Origin of the sequence: Aquabacter sp. L1I39 (assembly GCF_017742835.1) — a bacterium.
Lineage (GTDB): Bacteria > Pseudomonadota > Alphaproteobacteria > Rhizobiales > Xanthobacteraceae > L1I39.
The window spans coordinates 377040-395620 of the sequence record NZ_CP072392.1 but is presented as its reverse complement, the minus strand read 5'-3'; the positions used below and the strand labels follow the sequence as shown (position 1 = coordinate 395620).

Genomic DNA, 18581 nt, shown 5'->3' with positions numbered 1-18581 from the left:
GTCGCGTGGTCCCCTTGTCCCTTGGGGCACAAGGCCCGCGACAGGTCCGCCCGTCACCTTGCCCGCGCCGGCACGCACCGGTTGAGCGAACGCGCGTTGAGAGAGTGAAGGCGATCCATGGGGAAGGAAGGGCAAGGGCGTCCCGCTTGGCTGTCTCGGTTCGCCCCCGGCCCAAGCCTGCAGCCGGGAGAGGCGCGCCACATGGCCCGTGCCTTCGACGCTCTGCCGGACATCGCCGCCGCCCGCGCCCTGCTCCGCATGGCCAATGCCTGCGCCCCCGCCGGCGCGCCCGCGCATCCGGGAGGCGATGACCTATGGATCTATGGCGGCGGGGCGCTGGGCAAGCTGGTCCGGGCCCATCTCGCCGCCGTCGGCCAGCCGGTCGCGGGGGTGATCGACCGCAATGCGGTCCCATGCGCCCGCGATCCCGCCTGGGCCGGCCTTCCCGTGCTGTCGCCCGACGCCGTGCCGGAGGCGGTGAAGGCGAAGGCATTGTTCGCGGTGGCGGTGGTCACGGCGCCCTATGTGCCGCTGGCGCGGGAGCTGCAGCGCCAGGGCTTTGCCCGCTGCCTGCCCGCCTATGACGTGACCGAGACCTTCCGCGACCGTCATCCCCTTCGCAATGGCTGGTTCGCCCCACCTTTGCGCGCACCAGGCCTTGAGGCGGCGGACGCCATGCTGGCGGGCCTCGCCGACGATGCCTCCCGCGCCCATTATCTGCGCTTTGCCGCCTGGCGGCTGGCGCGCGAGGAATGGGACTTTTCCGACGCCCCGGTGGAGGCCGGCACGCGCTTCCTGCTGCCCGAGATCACGCCGCTGCTTTCCGCCACTGAACGGGTGCTGGATGGCGGGGCCCACCATGGCACGGTGCTGGCGCAGATCATTGCCGGGGCTGGCGGGCGCATTGGCGCGGCCTGGGCGGTGGAGCCGGACCCGGCGAGCCGTGCCGTGCTGGAACGGACCATCGCCGCATGGCCGGCGAAGACAACGCGCCGCGTCCGTGTGCTGGATGCTGTCCTGGGCGATCGCGCCCGGCCCGCTCTCTTCCATGCGGGCCTTGGCTTCGCCTCGCAGATCGCGACGACAGGCACAAGGCGTGCACGCCTCACTCCCATCGACAGTCTCAAGCTCAATCCCAGCTTCGTGAAGCTGCATCTGGAGGGGGCGGAGCTGGCGGCGCTGGAAGGAGCCCGGAAGACCTTGCTGCGCCACCGCCCCATCGTCGCGGCCACCATCTATCACAATGCCGACGGCCTGGCGGCGACCCCGCTCTGGCTGATGGAAACCTTGCCCGACTATCGCGTCCTCATCCGCACCCACGGCTGGTGCGGCACGGGTACCGTGGTCTACGCCATTCCCAAGGAGCGCCTCCGTCCATGACCGTCTTTGCCCCCGCCGACCGCACGGTCATGGACCTCGGCATGAACAATGGCGACGACACCGCCTATTATTTGGCAAAGGGCTTCGAGGTGGTCGCGCTGGAAGCCAATCCCGCGCTCGCCGCCGCCGGTCGCACGCGCTTTGCCGAGGAGATTGCGGCAGGCCGCCTGAGGCTGGAGGAAGCGGCCATCTGGTCGAGCGCGGGGACTGTGACCTTTCACGTCAACGAAGCAAATGATCACTGGAGCAGTATCGAGCCCTCCTGGGCGGGACGCGAGGACACACCCACGCGCGCGGTGGAGATGCCCGCCCTCACCCTCGAAATGCTGTTCGCCCGCCACGGCGTGCCCCATTATCTGAAGATTGACGTGGAGGGCGTGGACGCCATCGTCCTCGACCAGTTGCGGGACCTGCCGTCAAAGCCCGCCTTCGTCAGCGTGGAGGATTGCCGCTTCGGCTTCCACTATATCGCCACCCTGGCGGAGGCCGGCTATGTCAGCTTCGCCCTGGTTGACCAGTCACAGGTGCCAGCCATGCGCGACCCGGACCTCGCCTATGTCTTCCCGAAAGGCGCGTCCGGCCCCTGGGGCGATGCCCTGCTCGGCCCCTGGCTCGATCGCGCCGCCTTTGAAGCCCTTTATGAGACCACAGTTCGGGACCGCAAGGGCAACCGCATTGCGCCCCGCACCCACTGGTTCGACGTTCACGCCCGCCGGGCGTGACACCAGCCCCAGGCAAGGCGAAGCGGAGAGGGTGACGTCATCTTCGGGGCCCGTCCGGCCCTGCCAGCACAAGGATGCCGCATGTCCAAGGCGCATCGGAACGTCCTGAGCAACCCTGCCTCCCGCCTCGCCCCGCCGGCTCCCGTGACCCGCGCCTTTCCGCGCGCGGCGAGCGGCCAGCCGGACGATCTGGCGCGCGGGCTTGCCCTGTTCGCGCAGGATAAGGACGGCGCGACGCGCATGTGGCGCAGCGCCATCACGGCGGGGCGCCTGACCGCTGAGGACCTTGGCCAGGCAGGCCTTGACGCCTATCAGGCCGGGCGCGACGGGGAAGCGCTGGCGCTGTTCCAGGCGGCAGCCGCCGAAAAGCCATCGGTGCCCGCCTTCCACGCCAATGCCGGACTGATCCTTCTTTCCGATCCCAAGCGCCGTCAGGCAGCGGTGGAGAGCCTCAACCGGGCGCTGGCCCTGGAGCCCAACCATGTGGGCGCGCTGCTGAACCTGGGCGCCATCTGCCTCGACGGGAAACGTTTTCCGGAGGCCCTCGCTTTGTTCCGCCGCGTGCTCTCCAAGGAGCCCGACAACGTCACCGCCCGCCTCGGCACCGTCAATGCCAGCCGGCAGATCTGCCAGTGGGGCGCGGTGGAGGAGGAAGAGGGCGCCATCGCACGCCTCCTGGAGCGCACGGGCACGCCCATCAGCCCGTTCATCCTTTTGTCCTCCCACGTCACCCCCGCCGACCATCTGCGCGCGGCACGGCTGTTCACCCGGGCGCTGCGCGTCTCACCCGCCGACCGGCTGCCCCCGCCGCCACCCGCCGCGCCCGCACGGCCCATCCGCATCGGCTATCTGTCCAGCGATCTTTATCACCACGCCACGGCCTTCCTGGCTGTGGAACTGTTCGAGCGGCATGACCGCTCCACTTTCCAGCTTTACGCCTATTCCCACGGCCCGGACGACGGCTCGGCCATGCGCCGCCGCGTGGTGGCGGCCTTCGACCATTTCGTGGAGGTGGGCCATATGTCCGCCGTCGAGGCGGCGCGGCGCATCCGCGCCGACGGCATCGACATATTGGTGGACCTGAAGGGCTATACGCTCGGCTGCCGCACGGAGATCCTGGCCCTGCGGCCCGCGCCGGTGCAGGTGAGCTTCCTCGGCTATCCCGGCACCATGGGCGCCGATTTCATCGACTATATCATCGGCGATGCGGTGGTGACCCCCCTCGCCCAGGCCGGCCATTATGACGAGAAGATCGTCCAGCTTCCCGGCGCCTACCAGCCCAATGACAGCCGCCGCGCCATCGCCGAGACGACGCCCAGCCGTGCCGCCTGCGGGCTGCCGGAGAAGGGCTTCGTCTTCTGCTGCTTCAACAACACCTACAAGATCACGCCGGCTCTGTTCCGGCTCTGGATGCGGCTGCTGGCGCAGGTGCCGGGATCGGTGCTCTGGCTGTTCGAGGCCAATGCCACCGCGCGAGACAATCTCTTTTATGAGGCCGCGAGCGCGGGCATCGACCCGGACCGGCTGATCTTCGCGCCGCGCATGGACCTGGCGGATCATCTCGCCCGCCACGCGCATGGCGATCTCTTCCTCGATACCTTGCCCTACAATGCCCACACCACGGCCAGCGATGCCCTGTGGTGCGGCGTGCCGGTGGTGACGTGTATGGGCGAGAGCTTCGCCGCGCGCGTGGCGGCAAGCCTCCTCACGGCAGTGGGCCTGCCGGACCTCATCACCACGTCCCTGCCGGACTATGAGGCTCTCGCCCTGGCGCTGGCGCGCGATCCGGCCCGGCTCGCGGCGATGAAGGCGCATCTGAAGGCGGCACGTGCAAGCGCCCCGCTCTTCGATGCGCGCGCCTTCACCCGCGGGCTTGAGGCCGCCTTCCGCCGCATGCATGCCTTGCGGCAGGCGGGGAATGCGCCCGAGGCAATCATCGTCGCTGACGCTGAGGCTCAGCCGATGTCGAACGAGACGCCCTGAGCCAGCGGCAAGGCGGTGGAATAGTTCACCGTATTGGTGGCCCGCCGCATATAGGCCTTCCAGGCATCCGAGCCGGACTCGCGGCCGCCACCCGTCTCCTTCTCGCCACCGAACGCGCCGCCGATCTCGGCGCCGGAGGTGCCGATATTGACATTGGCGATGCCGCAGTCGGAGCCATCCGCCGCCAGGAAGCGCTCCGCCTCGCGCATGTTGAGCGTGAAGATGGAGGAGGACAGGCCCGCCGCCACGGCGTTGTGGGCCTCGAGCACGGCGTCGAAGTCGGAATATTTCATCACATAGAGGATGGGGGCAAAGGTCTCTTCCAGCACCGGCCCGCACTGGCGGGGCATTTCCACGAGCGCGGGGCGCACATAATAGGCGCCCTCCGGCCCTGCCTCGGTCACCCGCTCGCCGCCGAACACCGTGCCGCCTTCGGCCTTCGCGACGATAAGCGCGCGCTCCATGCCCTCGAAGGCGGCGCGGTCCACCAGCGGCCCCACCAGGGCAGAGGTGGTGAGCGGATTGCCCACGGACACGCTGCCATAGGCGGCCTTCAGGCGCGGCACGAGGGTGTCATAGACGCTCTCATGGACGAACAGGCGGCGCAGCGTGGTGCAGCGCTGGCCGGCCGTGCCCATGGCGCCGAAGGCGATGGCGCGCAGCGCCATGTCGAGGTCGGCGGAGGGGCAAACGATACCCGCATTGTTGCCGCCCAGTTCCAGAATGGACCGGGCAAAGCGCCGGGCGAGGCGCGGCCCCACCTCGCGGCCCATGCGGGTGGAGCCCGTGGCCGAAACCAGCGGCACGCGGGGATGGTCCACCAGCACTTCGCCGATGGCGCGGTCGCCGATGAGGACCTGGCTCAGATTGGCGGGCGCATCGCCGAAGCGGGCGAGCGCGCGCTCGAACACCACCTGGGATGCCAGCGCCGTCAGCGGGGTCTTTTCAGACGGCTTCCACACCACTGGATTGCCGCATACGAGCGCCAGCGCCGCATTCCAGGACCACACCGCGACCGGGAAATTGAAGGCCGAGATGATGCCGGTGACGCCAAGGGGATGCCATGTCTCCATCATGCGATGGCCGGGCCGCTCGGTGGCGATGGTGAGGCCATAAAGCTGGCGGGACAGGCCGACGGCGAAGTCGCAGATGTCGATCATCTCCTGCACTTCGCCCAGGCCCTCGGAGGCGATCTTGCCGGCCTCGATGGAGACGAGCCGCCCGAGATCGGACTTGGCCGCGCGCAATTCCTCGCCAAGGAGGCGCACCAGCTCGCCCCGCCGGGGCGCGGGCACAAGGCGCCACGCCTTGAACGCTTCGTGCGCCGCATCGATGGCGGAGGCCGCCTCGGCGGCCGAAACGGTGCGCAGCGCCCCGATGGCCTCGCCGGTCACGGGGCTGAAGGACACCATGGCGCCGCCCGTCCAGGCGGAGCGGGAGACGCCGAGGCGGTCGAGGAGCCCGGCGGTTTCCTGCTTCAGGTCTAGGGTCTCGGGCATGGTCTTCTCCGCACGGGTTCAGCCGCCTTCATACGGCCGCGCAGGACGCGGCGATGGGGCGGTTCGTTCATTCGGTCAATGCATGATAATCAAGCGGCCAATGCCGCTACAGCGACGTTTTCGACTTTGTTGATGCGAGATGGGAATGAACCTGACGCGCAGCCTCATCCCGGACCTGGGGGTTTTCCAGGCGTTTGCCTGCGCCGCCCGCCATGGCAGCTTCACCCGCGCGGCGGAAGAATTGAACCTGACCCAGAGCGCGGTGAGCCGGCAGATCCGCACCCTGGAGACCCAGCTGGGCGTCGTGCTGTTCGAGCGCGTGCGCAAGCGCGTGGTGCTCTCGGAAGCCGGGCGGGCCTTGCTGCCGCAGGTGGCGCGGCTGCTCGACCAGAGCGAGGAGATCATGCGCCGGGCGCTCGCCGCCTCCGACGGCAAGGCGCTGCTGACCATCGCCACCTTGCCGAGCTTCGGCAGCCGCTGGCTTATGCGCCGCCTGCCGGGCTTTCTCGCGCTTCATCCCGGCATCAGCTTCAACATCGCCTGCCATCGCGGGCCGTTCGACCTGGCGCGCGGGGATTTCGACGTGGCCATCCATTATGGCCAGCCGGTCTGGCCCCATGCCAGTTGCACCTATCTGTGCGACGAAGCCATCGTGCCGGTGGCGAGCCCCGCCTTTTGCCGGCCGCCGGCCGCACCGGACGTCATTGCCCATGGTCCCCTGCTCCATCTCAGCTCGCGCCCCAAGCTCTGGAGCCAGTGGTTCGAGGCGCAGGGCCTTGGCGCGGTGAACGCCTTCCAGGGCCACCATTTCGACCAGTTCAACATGGTCATCGAGGCCGCTCTGGCCGGAGCCGGATTCGCCCTGCTGCCGCGCTATCTCATCGAGGAGGAAATGGCGGCCGGACGGCTGATGGAGGCCTGCCCCCGGCCCTTCTCCGCCGAGCACAGCTATTACATCGTCCTGCCGGAGGGAAAGCAGGAGACGCCCGCCGTCCAGGCCTTCAGGTCCTGGCTTCTGACGCAGGTCTCCACCTATCGGGCCTGATCCCGCTCACTTGAGGTGCAGGCGGTATCGCACGAAATCGTCAGCCGGCAGGAAGCTGTCATAGAGCCGACGGGCGGGATTGTCGGTGCGCGTGTGCCAGTAGAGCGTCGCCCAGCCCCGCGCGTGGCCAAGATCCACCAGGTCCTGGATCAAGTCCCGCCCGACGCCTCTCCCGCGAACGTCCGGATCGACGAACAGATCCTCCAGGTAGCACACCTGATCGCGCGCCCATGTGCCCTCATGCAGCACGCTCAGGCTGAAGCCCGCCGGCCGGCCCGCCACGAGGGCAATGCGCCCGAGAAGCGGGGCGGCGGGATCAAGGATGCGGGACCAGGTGTGGGCCGTCACCGCTTCCGGCACGCTCGCCTCGTAGAAGGCGACATAGCCGGCCCACAGATGCCGCCACGCAGCTTCGTCCGCCGCCTCCAGGTCCCGGATCATCACGCCCGCGTCCTTCCCCATGCCGACCTCCTCATGCCCTTTGCGCCTATAGCACGGCCGCCGAAGCGTGGCGCAGCCGGGAGCAGCACGGAGCCCTGCGGGCAGCCAAAGCAGGGAACCCTTCCCTCCCCCTGCTGTTGACTTTCTGGATCGTGCCGGGAGGAGAGATGGAGAACATTGAATACGTGGTCGATACACTGGATGGGTCGCTGGCCTGGCTACCCAGCTGGGTCGTCAGCCTGGTGGTGTTCCTGCTGGCCGTCCTGGTGGCCCACTTCCTCCACCGCGTCGCCTATCGCATCCTGACCCGTGTGGTGGCCGGCATGGACCTGTTCTGGCGGTCACTGGTCTCGCGCACGGAAGGCCCGACGCGGCTCGCCGCCATCACGGTGGCGCTGGGCTTTGCCGCCAACATTGCACCCCTGACCCTTCGCGAGACCGCATTGGTGCAGCAGGCGCTGCTCCTGTGCTTCATCGCGCTTGTGGCGTGGCTGGCCAATACCGCCCTCCATATCTGGGTGACGGTCTATCTCCGCCGCTTCAAGCTGGATGCAGATGACAATCTCCTGGCGCGAAAGCACGTCACCCAGACGCGCATCCTGCGCCGGGCGGCCGGCACCATCATCTTCACCGTCGCGCTGTCGGCGGCCCTGATGTCGTTCGAGGACGTCCGGCAATATGGCGTCTCTCTGCTGGCTTCCGCCGGCGTCGCCGGCATTGTGCTGGGTCTCGCGCTCCAGCCGGTGCTGAAGAACCTGTTCGCGGGCATCCAGCTGGCGGTCACCCAGCCCATCCGCATTGACGACGCGCTGCTGGTGGAGGGGGAATGGGGCAAGGTGGAAGACATCACCTCCACCTATGTGGTGGTGAAGCTCTGGGACTGGCGGCGCCTCATCCTGCCACTGAGTTATTTCATGGAAAAGCCCTTCCAGAACTGGACGCGGGAAGGCTCCGCACTGATCGGCACCGTGATGATCTACCTGGACTACCGGGTGCCGGTGGCGGCCGTGCGACAGAAAGTGGAGGAGATCGCCTCCGCCTCCCTGCTGTGGGACCGCAAGGTGGTCAATGTGGCAGTGACCGATTTCCGCGAGAGCGTGATGGAAGTGCGCATCCTGGTGAGCGCCTCCAATGCGGGCGCCGCCTTCGATCTGCGCTGCGAGGTGCGCGAGAAGCTGATCGCCTTCCTGCAGGAGCGCTATCCCGAGGCGCTGCCGCGCCTGCGCGCGGAGGTCATCGAACAGCGAAAGGAGGCCACCCTCGCCACGCCGGAGCGAATCCGGCGGCCGGCCGAAGCGGCCCTCTCGCGCGCCTGATGGCCGGCCCCGCTGTCCCGAACCGGATGGCGGGGCCGTTATCGATCAGCCACGCGCGGCGACGATGATGATCTCAACCAGATACTTGGGCGCCGCCAGGCGGGATTCGCCGGTGGCACGGGCAGGCGTATTGTTGGGATCGACCCAGCTGTCCCACACGGCGTTCATGGCGGCAAAGTCGTTCATGTCGGCAAGCCAGATGGTGGCCGATAGGAGGCGGGACTTGTCCGTTCCGGCGCGGGCGAGCAGGCTGTCCACGGACTCCAGGATCGCCTTGGTCTGGCTGGCCACATCCGGCCCCTCGCCCACCTGGCCCGCCAGATAGACCGTGTCGCCGTGGATCACGGCCTGGCTCATGCGGGGACCCTTGTCGAGCCGCTCGATGCTCATCGTCTCGTCCTTCCTTGATGAACGCCCCCGGCGGAGGCCGGTGCGCTGAAGACTGGCGGCCGCTCCGCGCTTCCGTGCCACCGGGACGGGGGAGGACGGAGAGAAAGGCCGCACTGGCTCGCCTCTAGCATCGCCCCAGCGCCTTCGCCAGCCCCGGCCGCACCGCCTGCCGCCGCTCGGACCTCACCGACCTCAGCCAGCCACCACGCGCTCCAGGGCCACGCCCCGGCAGTCCATCTCATAGTCGAGGCTGACCAGCGGCGGCCGGTTGAAATGCCAGGTCAGGCCGTGGCGTGCCGCGCCGCGCGTGACGATCTCCTCCCCGAGGAAGGGATGGATGTCATAGACGGTGTAAAGCTGCACCGCCGTGGTGTCCGCCCAGGCAAAGCCCAGCGCGCCCATGCGCCGCTCCATCTCGCCCAGCACCCAGCGCGCCTTCTGGCGCAGGCCTTCGGGCGAACGATCGCCCGGCGCGATGGCGTGGCCGCCATAGCTGTCACGCCCCTCCGGCGCCTCGCCCGAGCCCGCCACCACGAAGGACGGCGCCCCTTCTTCCGCCCGCACATAGGAGAAGGCGTGGAAGCTCGGCTCGGCGGGCGGGTTGATCTCCGGACACACATTGGAGCGCGCTACCGGATTGTCGCCCGTTTCAAACAGGCCCCATTCCTGCAAGGTCCCCGCATAGATGGCGTTGAACGCCTTGAAGCCCTCCTCGGTGAAGGGGGCGGGCGAGCGCAGTTCGCACGCGCAGAAAGAGGTGAGCGGACGCCCCGCCGCGCCGATGATCTGCGCGATGCGGGCAAAGCCTTCCTTCAGCGGCACCGGATTGGCGAAACGCACGCGCTCGATCACATGGCCGGGCAGCGCCGCAACACCCGCCGAATACTGGAACACGCCAGGCACATAGCGATAGCCGCCGGGGGCAAAGTCCTTGGTGCTCATGATGTCTCCTTTGAATATGGGCCGCTCAGGTGCCGATGGTCACCGGCAAGGTGAGGCGGCGCAGTGCTGCGATGAGGGAAAAGCCGGTAATGGCTGAAGACTTGGGATTGTCTGGATCGGGCCAGTTGCGGGCGACGAGGGTGAAGCTTCCCGCACGGCTGGTGACCGAAAGATGATGCTCGTTCCGCTCCAAGGCAGGGTCGGACCACACCTCCACACGGGTAAGATCCGGGCCGAGGCCCGCCAGCGCGACGGTGGCCGCCACATTCACATTGACCGGGAAGCGGGCGATGGCCTCCCGCGCGGTTCCGGCAAAAAGGCAGTGCGCCTCAAGGGGCGCGTCCCCGCCCAGCGAGGTGGGAGGCTTTCGGGTCACAAGCGTGACGGCCTCCAGGCCCGCCTCCACCGCCGCATGAAGCCCGTCGAGGCCCGCGAGCGCGCCGGAGGGCAGGAGGATCCGCCCCTGCCCCGCTTTGGCGCGGTCGAGAAGGTCCGCATTGGCGATGAGGGCTCCGGCGCTCGCCGCCACCAGCGTGCGGCCAGCGGCAAGCGTCGGCTCGGCCAGCGCCCGGAACAGGCTGGGCGGCAGGCATTCGACGACGATGTCGGCCATCTCCGGCAACCGCTCCAGCGGCTCAACCGACGGCATACGGGCAAAGCCCGCCATCCGGGCCCGCGCGCGCACCGGATCGGCGGCCGAGACGGCCACCAGTGCGAGGCCGTCCATGCCCCGCGCCAGCGCTGCGGCCACCTTCAGGCCCACGGCGCCGAGCCCGGCCACCGCCACCTTGCGCACATCTGCCCCCATGGCGGGCCTCATCCGTAATTGACCACGAGGAACTTGATATCCGTCATGCTTTCCATGGCATAGCGGGTGCCCTCGCGGCCGAGGCCGCTTTCCTTCCAGCCGCCGAAGGGCATGGAATCGATGCGATAGATGGGGACGTCATTGATCATGAGCCCGCCCACGTCCCAGTCTTCCAGCGCCCGGAATGCGCGGGCGAGATCGTTGGTGAAATAGCCGCCTTGGAGGCCATATTTGGAATCGGCGGCGCGGCGCACCGCCTCGTCCATGTCGCTGACGCGGGAGAGGGTGACGACGGGGCCGAAAATCTCCTCGCACTCCACCTTCATGTCGGGGGTGGTGTCGGTAAGAACGGTCGGCTCGATGATGGCGCCGTGGCGTTTGCCGCCCACCAGCACCCGCGCGCCGGCAGCCACCGCCTCATTGATCCAGCTTTCGATGCGCCGCGCCGAGCCCTCGTCGATCACCGGGCCCACATCGACGCCTTCCTGGAGCGGATCGCCCACCTTGCAGGCGGCGACGCGGCGCACCAGTTCGGCCTCGAACCGGTCATAGACCTGATCGTGCACCAGGATGCGCTGCACTCCGATGCAATATTGACCGCCGAACACCACGCCGCCCCGCACGCAGCGGGCGGCGGCGAAGGGAATGTCGGCATCGGGAGCCACCACCACGGCGCCGTTGCCGCCCAGTTCCAGCGACACCTTTTTCTTCCCCGCCTGCTCCTTGATGTGCCAGCCCACCTTGGCCGATCCGGTGAAGGTGACCATGGCCACCCGGTCGTCGCGCACCATCCGCTCGGCCAGCGGTACGGAGCAATGGACCACGGTGAGCGCCCCGGCCGGCAGCCCCGCCTCGGCGAAGACTTCGGCCAGAAGAAGAGAGGTGAGCGGGGTCTGGGGCGCCGGCTTCAGCACCACCGTATTGCCCACGGCGATGGCGGGGGCCACCTTGTGCAACACCAGGTTGAGCGGGAAGTTGAAGGGCGTGATGGCCAGGACCGGCCCGATGGGATAGCGCCGGGCGAGGCCGACCCGGCGGCCCAGCTTCGACAAGGTTTCGAGGTCCGCATCGGAGAGGCTGAGCGCGGACCCGTCCGCCGAGGCGGTCTGGTACTCGAACACGGCGTTGTCCACGTCGAGCGGCACTTCATGGCCAGCAAAGGCGCGCGCTTCGCGGGCGGCATTGCGCAGGTTGAAGAGCGAGCGGGAGACCTCGCCGCGCGCATCATAAAGGGGCTTGCCCGCCTCTCCGGCAATGAGGCGGACGATCTCCTCCCGGCGGCGGTCGATGATCTCCGCGGCGCGGTCGAGAATGTCCGCCCGCACGAAGCGCGGCAGGCGCTTCATGAGCGGGAAGGCGGCTGTGGCGCGGGCGAGCGCGGCTTCCACCTCCGCCTCCCCGGCCACCGGCATGTGGCCGACCACACGGCGGTCATAGGGGCTGAGGATGGCCTCGGTGGTCGGGGCGGTGCGGCTCGGGTGAGGCGCGGTCATGGCAGATGTCCTTCGTGCGTGCGGGGTCGTTCGGCCCGAAGGGGCCGGTCGCGAAACGGAACGGGGAAAGGCCGGGCGTCACATGCCCATATAGGCCTCGCGGACCTCAGGCGCGGCGGCCAGGACGGCGGAGGTGCCGCTCATGGAGACGCGTCCGCGATCCATCACATAGCCCCGGTGGGAGAGCTCCAGCGCCGTCATCACATCCTGCTCCACCAGCAGGATGGAGATGCCGAAGCGGTTGATCTCCTTGAGGCTTTCGGAAAGCTGCTCGACCGCCTTGGGGGCAAGGCCGAGGGAGAGCTCGTCGATCATCAGGAGCTTGGGGCGCCCCATGATGCCGCGGCCGATGGCGCACATCTGCTGCTCGCCGCCCGAAAGGGTGGCGGCATCCTGGTTCGCCCGCTCGGCGAGGCGCGGGAACATGCGCATCACCTTGTCGAGATCCTCGGCGACGGCCCGGTCGGAGGGGGAACGCAGATAGGCGCCCATGAGCAGGTTGTCGCGCACCGACATGGTGCGGAACAGCCGTCGCCCTTCCGGCACATGGGCGATGCCCGCGCGCAGCACCGCCTCGGGCGTGGCGCCTGCCAGTTCCTGCTCCCCCATGCGGATGGAGCCGGCCTTGGGCCGCAGCAGGCCGGAAATGGTCTTCAGAAGCGTCGTCTTGCCGACGCCGTTGGAGCCCACGAGGCAGACGATCTCGCCGGCCTGAACCTCCAGGTCCACGCCCCAGAGCACCTGGATGTCGCCATAGCCGCTTTCGAGGCCGGTGATGGACAGCAAGGTCTCGCTCATGCCGCGCCTCCCGCCTGTGCCTCGGCATAGCGGCTGCCGAGATAAGCCTCGATCACCCGCCGGTCGGTGCGCACCGCCTCGGGCGCGCCCTCGGCGATCTTGGCGCCGTGATGCAGGACCACGAGGCGCGTGCACAGGCTCATGACCACCTTCATCAGATGCTCGATGAGAATGATGGTGACGCCCGCCGCGGTGATGCGGCGGATCAGGTCCAGCGCAGTGTCGATCTCCGCCGGGTTGAGACCGGCATTGACCTCATCCAGCAGTAGAACCTTGGGGTCCATGGCCAGGCTCTTGGCCAGTTCCAGGCGCTTGCGGCCGGCCAGTGTCAGTTCGGAGGCGAGGGCACCGGCGGCATCCGAAAGATTGCAGAAGTCGAGCGCCTCCTCGGCCCGCTTGCGGGCCGCCGTCAGGTCCCGTCCGCCGGCAAAGGCGGCTGGGGCCATCACATTCTCCAGCACGGTCATTTCCGGGAAGGGCTGGACCACCTGATAGGTGCGGGCAACGCCGAGCCGGCTGATCTGGTAGGGTTTCATCCCATCGATGCGCCGGCCATCGAAGGTGATGGTGCCGGAGGTGGGGCGGAAGACGCCGGTCACCACGTTCACCAGCGTCGTCTTGCCGGCACCATTGGGACCGATGAGGCCGACCACCTCGCCCGGCTCCACCGCCAGGTCCACATCGGACAGGGCATTCAGCCCGCCGAACCGGCGCGAAATGCCTTTCAACTCCAGAACCGGGCTCATGCGCTCCTCCCGGGGGCGAAGATGGGCACCTTGCGGGCGCGGCGGCGTCGGATAAGGCCGAGCACGCCGCGCGGCAGGAAGAAGATGAGGGCGACGATGATGACGCCCAGCACGAGCGCGTGCACGGAGAGGAAGGAGCGCCAGACCGCCTCCTCCAGCACCAGGAACAGCACCGCGCCGATGCCCGGCCCCAGCACCGTGCCGGCGCCGCCCAGCATCACCATGACGATGGGCTTCACCGAGACCAGCACGCGGAACACATCGCCCGGCTCGATATAGAAGACCCAGGAGGCATACATGGCCCCCGCCGCGCCCACGAACACCGCCGAGCACACGAAGGCTGCCACCTTGTAGAGGGTGGGATTGATGCCCACCATGGCGGAGGCGTCCTCATTCTGGCGGATGCAGGTAAGGGCGAAGCCGAAGCGGGTGCGGGCAACCGCGAGATTCATCAGGAAGGCCAGGACCGCCAGCGCCAGCATGGACCAGAAGAAGAGCCGCGCCTGCGCGTCCACCGGAATGCGCAGCACGGGCAAGTTCAGCCCCATGCCGCCGCCCGTGAAGCTGGACCAGGAGGTGGCGATCTCCATCAGCACCTGGGCGATGACCAGGCTGGCAATGGCGAAATAGTGACCCTTCAAATGCAGGATGGCAAAGCCCAGCAGCAGCGCGAACACCGCCGCCACGATCCCCGCCGAGGCCCAGGCAAACGGCATGGGCACGCCCGCCCCCTGCAGGAGCGCGCCGGCATAGGCGCCAAGGCCGAAGAAGGCGGCGGTGGCAAAGGAGGGATAGCCGGCAAAGCCGCCGATCACGTTCCAGGAATAGGCCAGCACCGCATACATGGCGAACATGGTGCCGAGCCGCAGCAGATAATTGTCGCCGAGGACGGGCAAGGCCGCGACGAGGGCGATGAAGACGAGGACGGGAAGGGTGCGGATCATTCGTAGCCCCGTTTCCCCATCAGGCCCGTGGGCTTGAAGATGAGCAGGAGGATCAGCAGCACGAAGGAGACGGTGAGCCCGTGCTGCGGGCCGATGAAGAGGGCGCCGAAGCTCTGGATGATGCCGAGCGCCAGGCCGCCCACCATGGCGCCAAGGATGGAGCCGAGGCCGCCGAGCACACACACCACGAAGGCAAGGCTCAGATATTCGGTGGAGGCGAGCGGCGAGATGGGGAAGATGAGGGCCAGCAGGCTGCCCGCCGCCCCCGCCATCAGCGCGCCGATGCCGAAGGTGATGGCATAGACCCGCTTGACATTAACCCCCATGAGCGCCGCCGCCTCCGCATCCATGCGCACCGCCACGATGGCGCGGCCGATGCGGGAGCGGGCAAGGACGAAATAGAGCATCACCGTCAGCGCCAGGGCGAGCAGCATGGCCACCACCCGGTCCAGCGGCAGCACGATGCCCCCGATGACCTTGCTGCCCAGGGGATGGGCGAGCTGGATGGTCTTGTAGTCGGCCGAGAAGGCGACCAGCGTCGCATTGTTGAGGATCAGGTCGAGGCCGAAGGTGAGCACCAGGGTGGTGAGCACCGGGGCGCCAATCACGCGGTTGATGAGGCCGGCCTGAAGGGCATAGCCGAGCGCGAACAGGACGGCTCCGGCGATCGCCACGGAAAAGTAGGGGTGGATGCCGAGGCGCACGTAGCAGAAATAGGCCACATAGGAACCCAGCACCACGAAGGTGCCGTGCAGGATGTTGATGACGTTGAGCACGCCCCACACCAGGGAAAATCCGACCGCGATGCAGGCATAGAGCCCACCCAGCACCAGGCCGTTTACGAGAATTTGCAGATAAATCATGGGCAAGGGTCCGCTGCCGTCCCGCCAAGGCGGGGAAGTGCTTCAAAGCGTGCGGGCGGCGGAGCCTTCAGGCCCGGCCGCGGCGCGCCGCACAAGCGGCGCGCCGGCCATGACTATTTCGCGATGCCGAACTTCAGGTCGGTCTGCTTCACCGAGGCCGGGTAGAAGACCTTGGCCTTGCCGTCCTGAATCTGGAAGGCGGGCGGCTCCAGCGAGACGATCTGGCCGGTGGGGCCGAACTTCACCTGGCCGTAGAAGGTGGTGACGTCGAGGCTGGCCAGCGTATCGCGCACCTTTTCGGGATCGATGGAGCCGGCCTTCTCGATGGCGATCTGGAGGATGGCGCCAGCGGCGCTGGCCGAGGCTTCCGCGTAATCGGGGATCGCCTTGTACTCGGCCTGGAAGGCGGCCACATAATCGGCCGTCTTGCCGAAAATGTCCTTGCCGTCATAGGCCACCGCCGGATGCCACCAGGCGGCGGAGGAGATGTTCTCGGCCAGCGGGCCGGTGGCGTCGATGAATTCCTGATAGGCCGGGCCGGCGATCATGGTGAGCACCTTGGGCTTGAGGCCCAGGTCCGCCATCTGCCGGCGCATCAGGATGAGGTCGTTGATATAGCCAGTGCCGAACACCCAGTCGGGCTTGCGCTGGAGCATGAGAGTCAGCGCCGAGGCATGGTCCATGGTGCCGATGGCATATTCGTCGAACGAGATCACCTCGATGCCGCGCGCCTTGGCGGACTTTTCCATCTCCTTGGCGATGGCCCGCGGGAACAGGTCGTTGCGGGCATAGATGGCGATGGTCTTCACGTTCTGGCCGGACTTGGAGACGATGTCGGCCAGGGGATTGGTGAGGGTGTCGTTGGGCGTGAAGGTGCCGAAGAGATATTTGTAGCCCTGGTCATACACCTCCACCGAAGAGGCGGTGGCGGCGATGGTGGGGATGCGGTAGCGCTCGGAGACCGAGGAGGCCGCCTTGGCGGCCCCGGAGCCGAAGGGCGAGAACAGGAAATTCACCTTGTCGCCGGTGATCAGCCGCTCGGCGGACTGGACGGCCCGGGGCGTGTTGGACTCATAGTCCACATAGACGATCTCGACCTTATAGGCCTTGTCGCCCACCTTGATGCCGCCCTTGGCATTGGCGGTCTTGGCCCAGAGATTGTAGCCGCGCTGCTGCTTGATACCCTCCGGCGAGAGGGGGCCGGTGAGCGGCAAGGGCGCGCCCACCTTGATCGACTCCTGGGCGGCGGCAGCGGTGGACAAGGCGGCAGCCAGCACCAAGCCAAGCCCGAGGCGCAGGCCTCGAAGCCGTGATGAACCCTTGGAAAATGCCATGGTTCCGAACCCCTCTGTTTTTGTATGACAGGGAGTGTGACGCAGCGAACGCGTTCCGGGGAAGAAGAAAGTTTGCTGCAGGGCGTTGCATTTTGCGCAACACTTAGTCTGAGCGGTATTCCGCCCCTGCTTATTTCAAGGACATGGCGCGAATGCGGGCATCCATGGCATAGAGAAAGCGTTGGGCCGCCAGCGTCGGCTCGATCTCCCCATGGACGCACACATGGGCCCGGGCGCTGGCGAGGGCCTCGTTCTCCACTTCCACCCCCACCAGGGTCCCCGCCGCGATCTCCCGCTCGAACGAGAAGGCCGGCAGGAAGGTCAGCCCCATGCCGTAGAGGGCGAACTGGCGGGTCATGTCGATGGAATTGGTCTCCAGCCGAACGGACAATTCCACCTGCTCGCCCTTCACCGCCTGGTCCACCAGGTGACGGATGCCGAACGACCGGTCGGGCAGGCCCACCGGCACGCCCGCAATGTCGGCGAGCGAGAGCTTCTCACGCCCGGCAAGGGGATGGTGCGGGGCCATCACCGCCAGGAGCGGCTGGTGGATTTCCCGCACCGTGCGCACGCTGGGGCGCGGATAGGGGTGGAAGGAGATGCCGATGTCGCACTTGTCCTCCGCCACCGCGATCATCACGTCGTCGGTGCCGCGCACCACCACCTCATAGGTGATACCGGGATGCCCCTCGGCGAACTCGGAAATGACGCGCGGCAGGAAGCCGCCCAACATGCCCTCCACGGTGAAGACCGTCACATGGCCGCTCTCCAGCCGCTTGAGGGCATCGATGGCCGCCTTCAGCCGCTGCCATTCGCGGGTGCGGCCACGGATGAACTGGCCGACAATCTCCCCCGCCGGCGCCAGCTTTACCCCTTGCGGATGGCGAGTGAGCAGAGGGGCGCCGAACTCATATTCCAGCCGCGCAATCTGCCGGCTGATGGAGGAAGCCGACACGTGCAGCGCCTCCGCCGCCTGGCGGATGGAGCCGAGGCGGATGACTTCGGCGAAATAGACATAGGCGATTTCGTTCATGGAGGCGCGAACCCGAGGCGCAGGGCGAAGAGAACACAGACGTTGCCCCGGCCGGCCCGGGATCACAACCCGTGCCCCTCCCCACCCCGACGCGCCGTTGCCCTCCCTGCCGATGGCGGTCTAACCTCGCGCGCCTTCCGGGAGCGCCCATGACCCGCCCGTTCGATGCCATCTTCGCCGATGCCGCTGCCCGCAAGGGCGGCCCCGCCGCGCTTGACGCCCTGCTGGCAGAGACGCCCTCCCGCCCGCCAAGCGAGATCGCCGCCACGCCCGATGATCGCGTGCTGGCCGAGATGGCCCGCCGGATCTTCAATGCCGGCTTCTCCTCCAAGGTAATCGCCGCCAAGTGGCCGGCCTTCGAAAGCGCGTTCGAGGGCTTCGATCCCCATGCCTGCGCCTTCATGCCGGACGAAAAGCTGGAGGCCCTGCTGGCCGATCCCGGCATCGTGCGCAACGGCGCCAAGATCAAGGCCGTGCAGGCCAATGCGCGGATGGTGGTGGACCTTGCCGCCGAACATGGCTCCGCCGCCAGCTTCATCGCCCGTTGGCCGGATGCTGACTATGTGGGCCTGCTGGAGCTCCTGAAGACGCGCGGCAGCCATCTGGGCGGCGATAGCGGCATGCGGGTGCTCCGCGCGCTGGGCAAGCCGGCCTTCATCACCACCAAGGACGTGGTGGCGGCTCTGATCCGCGAAGGCGTGGTCGCCAAGACGCCCAGCAGCAAGAGGGATTTCGCGGCGGTGCAGGACGCCTTCAACGCCTGGAGCGTGCAGAGCGGGCGCGACTTTACCGCCATCAGCCGCACGCTGGCCTTGACCGTCGGGCCGTAGGCGCCGCGCCCCTT

At 67.8% G+C, this 18581-nt stretch carries 18 protein-coding genes; 6 read left to right on the top strand and 12 right to left on the bottom strand.

Translation table 11 applies throughout. The annotated features are described in order from the left end of the window. Positions 1–201 precede the first annotated feature (201 nt). The 3 genes from J5J86_RS01790 to J5J86_RS01780 all read left to right on the top strand — a co-directional run bounded on the left by J5J86_RS01790 (position 202) and on the right by J5J86_RS01780 (position 4085). A complete protein-coding gene (locus tag J5J86_RS01790) occupies positions 202–1380 on the top strand; it encodes an FkbM family methyltransferase (protein ID WP_209103198.1) in 1179 nt (392 codons plus the stop codon). Beyond that, the gene (locus J5J86_RS01785; protein ID WP_209103197.1) at positions 1377–2102 is read left to right on the top strand and encodes an FkbM family methyltransferase; all 726 of its coding nucleotides are present in this window, start codon (positions 1377–1379) and stop codon (positions 2100–2102) included. Before J5J86_RS01790 ends, J5J86_RS01785 begins: the two co-directional genes overlap by 4 nt. 81 nt (positions 2103–2183) lie before the next feature. After that, the gene (locus tag J5J86_RS01780) at positions 2184–4085 is read left to right on the top strand and encodes an O-linked N-acetylglucosamine transferase, SPINDLY family protein (protein WP_247657904.1); all 1902 of its coding nucleotides are present in this window, start codon (positions 2184–2186) and stop codon (positions 4083–4085) included. On the opposite strand, the gene amaB is transcribed toward J5J86_RS01780, so the two are convergent. Further along, on the bottom strand, positions 4058–5584 hold the full coding sequence (gene amaB / locus J5J86_RS01775) for an L-piperidine-6-carboxylate dehydrogenase (protein ID WP_209103196.1): 1527 nt from the start codon (positions 5582–5584) through the stop codon (positions 4058–4060). The genes J5J86_RS01780 and amaB overlap by 28 nt on opposite strands. Before the next feature lie 145 nt (positions 5585–5729). On the opposite strand from amaB, the gene J5J86_RS01770 reads away from it, so the two are divergent. Next, the gene (locus tag J5J86_RS01770) at positions 5730–6629 is read left to right on the top strand and encodes a LysR substrate-binding domain-containing protein (RefSeq protein WP_209103195.1); all 900 of its coding nucleotides are present in this window, start codon (positions 5730–5732) and stop codon (positions 6627–6629) included. 6 nt (positions 6630–6635) lie between these two features. Here J5J86_RS01770 and J5J86_RS01765 read toward each other — a convergent pair whose 3' ends face one another. After that, the gene (locus J5J86_RS01765; protein ID WP_209103194.1) at positions 6636–7091 is read right to left on the bottom strand and encodes a GNAT family N-acetyltransferase; all 456 of its coding nucleotides are present in this window, start codon (positions 7089–7091) and stop codon (positions 6636–6638) included. Positions 7092–7237: 146 nt separating this feature from the next. Here J5J86_RS01765 and J5J86_RS01760 point away from each other — a divergent pair, with 146 nt between their 5' ends. Beyond that, a complete protein-coding gene (locus tag J5J86_RS01760) occupies positions 7238–8386 on the top strand; it encodes a mechanosensitive ion channel family protein (RefSeq protein WP_209103193.1) in 1149 nt (382 codons plus the stop codon). 45 nt (positions 8387–8431) lie between these two features. Here the strand turns inward: J5J86_RS01760 and J5J86_RS01755 are convergent, their stop codons facing one another. The 10 genes from J5J86_RS01755 to J5J86_RS01710 all read right to left on the bottom strand — a co-directional run bounded on the left by J5J86_RS01755 (position 8432) and on the right by J5J86_RS01710 (position 17737). Further along, positions 8432–8776 (bottom strand): RidA family protein, encoded by a 345-nt coding sequence (locus J5J86_RS01755; protein ID WP_209103192.1) that lies wholly within the window; start codon positions 8774–8776, stop codon positions 8432–8434. A gap of 192 nt (positions 8777–8968) precedes the next feature. Then, the gene (cnbZ, locus tag J5J86_RS01750) at positions 8969–9721 is read right to left on the bottom strand and encodes a 2-amino-5-chloromuconate deaminase CnbZ (RefSeq protein ID WP_446698675.1); all 753 of its coding nucleotides are present in this window, start codon (positions 9719–9721) and stop codon (positions 8969–8971) included. 22 nt (positions 9722–9743) lie between these two features. Then, positions 9744–10526, bottom strand: a complete 783-nt coding sequence (locus tag J5J86_RS01745) for an aspartate dehydrogenase domain-containing protein (protein WP_209103190.1) — start codon at positions 10524–10526, stop codon at positions 9744–9746. Positions 10527–10534: 8 nt separating this feature from the next. Next, positions 10535–12019 (bottom strand): aldehyde dehydrogenase family protein, encoded by a 1485-nt coding sequence (locus tag J5J86_RS01740; protein WP_209103189.1) that lies wholly within the window; start codon positions 12017–12019, stop codon positions 10535–10537. Positions 12020–12097: 78 nt separating this feature from the next. After that, positions 12098–12817, bottom strand: coding sequence for an ABC transporter ATP-binding protein (locus tag J5J86_RS01735; protein ID WP_209103188.1), 720 nt, complete (start codon positions 12815–12817; stop codon positions 12098–12100). Next, positions 12814–13563: an ABC transporter ATP-binding protein gene (locus J5J86_RS01730; protein WP_209103187.1), complete on the bottom strand. Its 750-nt coding sequence runs from the start codon at positions 13561–13563 to the stop codon at positions 12814–12816. Before J5J86_RS01730 ends, J5J86_RS01735 begins: the two co-directional genes overlap by 4 nt. Further along, positions 13560–14507 (bottom strand): branched-chain amino acid ABC transporter permease, encoded by a 948-nt coding sequence (locus J5J86_RS01725; protein WP_209103186.1) that lies wholly within the window; start codon positions 14505–14507, stop codon positions 13560–13562. The genes J5J86_RS01730 and J5J86_RS01725 overlap by 4 nt, the downstream gene beginning before the upstream one ends. After that, positions 14504–15370, bottom strand: coding sequence for a branched-chain amino acid ABC transporter permease (locus J5J86_RS01720; protein WP_209103185.1), 867 nt, complete (start codon positions 15368–15370; stop codon positions 14504–14506). The genes J5J86_RS01725 and J5J86_RS01720 overlap by 4 nt, the downstream gene beginning before the upstream one ends. Positions 15371–15483: 113 nt before the next feature. Then, entirely contained in the window at positions 15484–16704 is a 1221-nt protein-coding gene (locus J5J86_RS01715; protein ID WP_209103184.1) for an amino acid ABC transporter substrate-binding protein, read from the bottom strand. 130 nt (positions 16705–16834) lie between these two features. Further along, positions 16835–17737, bottom strand: coding sequence for a LysR family transcriptional regulator (locus J5J86_RS01710; protein ID WP_209103183.1), 903 nt, complete (start codon positions 17735–17737; stop codon positions 16835–16837). A gap of 149 nt (positions 17738–17886) precedes the next feature. Between J5J86_RS01710 and J5J86_RS01705 the strand changes: the two genes are divergently transcribed. Then, positions 17887–18567: a DNA-3-methyladenine glycosylase I gene (locus J5J86_RS01705; RefSeq protein ID WP_209103182.1), complete on the top strand. Its 681-nt coding sequence runs from the start codon at positions 17887–17889 to the stop codon at positions 18565–18567. Positions 18568–18581: the final 14 nt, after the last annotated feature.

Coding starts and splice junctions, on each gene's coding strand:
- J5J86_RS01790 (WP_209103198.1), top strand. CDS start 202: ATGGCCCGTGCCTTCGACGCTCTGCCGGACATCGCCGCCGCCCGCGCC.
- J5J86_RS01785 (WP_209103197.1), top strand. CDS start 1,377: ATGACCGTCTTTGCCCCCGCCGACCGCACGGTCATGGACCTCGGCATG.
- J5J86_RS01780 (WP_247657904.1), top strand. CDS start 2,184: ATGTCCAAGGCGCATCGGAACGTCCTGAGCAACCCTGCCTCCCGCCTC.
- amaB (WP_209103196.1), bottom strand. CDS start 5,584: ATGCCCGAGACCCTAGACCTGAAGCAGGAAACCGCCGGGCTCCTCGAC.
- J5J86_RS01770 (WP_209103195.1), top strand. CDS start 5,730: ATGAACCTGACGCGCAGCCTCATCCCGGACCTGGGGGTTTTCCAGGCG.
- J5J86_RS01765 (WP_209103194.1), bottom strand. CDS start 7,091: ATGGGGAAGGACGCGGGCGTGATGATCCGGGACCTGGAGGCGGCGGAC.
- J5J86_RS01760 (WP_209103193.1), top strand. CDS start 7,238: ATGGAGAACATTGAATACGTGGTCGATACACTGGATGGGTCGCTGGCC.
- J5J86_RS01755 (WP_209103192.1), bottom strand. CDS start 8,776: ATGAGCATCGAGCGGCTCGACAAGGGTCCCCGCATGAGCCAGGCCGTG.
- J5J86_RS01745 (WP_209103190.1), bottom strand. CDS start 10,526: ATGGGGGCAGATGTGCGCAAGGTGGCGGTGGCCGGGCTCGGCGCCGTG.
- J5J86_RS01740 (WP_209103189.1), bottom strand. CDS start 12,019: ATGACCGCGCCTCACCCGAGCCGCACCGCCCCGACCACCGAGGCCATC.
- J5J86_RS01735 (WP_209103188.1), bottom strand. CDS start 12,817: ATGAGCGAGACCTTGCTGTCCATCACCGGCCTCGAAAGCGGCTATGGC.
- J5J86_RS01730 (WP_209103187.1), bottom strand. CDS start 13,563: ATGAGCCCGGTTCTGGAGTTGAAAGGCATTTCGCGCCGGTTCGGCGGG.
- J5J86_RS01725 (WP_209103186.1), bottom strand. CDS start 14,507: ATGATCCGCACCCTTCCCGTCCTCGTCTTCATCGCCCTCGTCGCGGCC.
- J5J86_RS01720 (WP_209103185.1), bottom strand. CDS start 15,370: ATGATTTATCTGCAAATTCTCGTAAACGGCCTGGTGCTGGGTGGGCTC.
- J5J86_RS01715 (WP_209103184.1), bottom strand. CDS start 16,704: ATGGCATTTTCCAAGGGTTCATCACGGCTTCGAGGCCTGCGCCTCGGG.
- J5J86_RS01710 (WP_209103183.1), bottom strand. CDS start 17,737: ATGAACGAAATCGCCTATGTCTATTTCGCCGAAGTCATCCGCCTCGGC.
- J5J86_RS01705 (WP_209103182.1), top strand. CDS start 17,887: ATGACCCGCCCGTTCGATGCCATCTTCGCCGATGCCGCTGCCCGCAAG.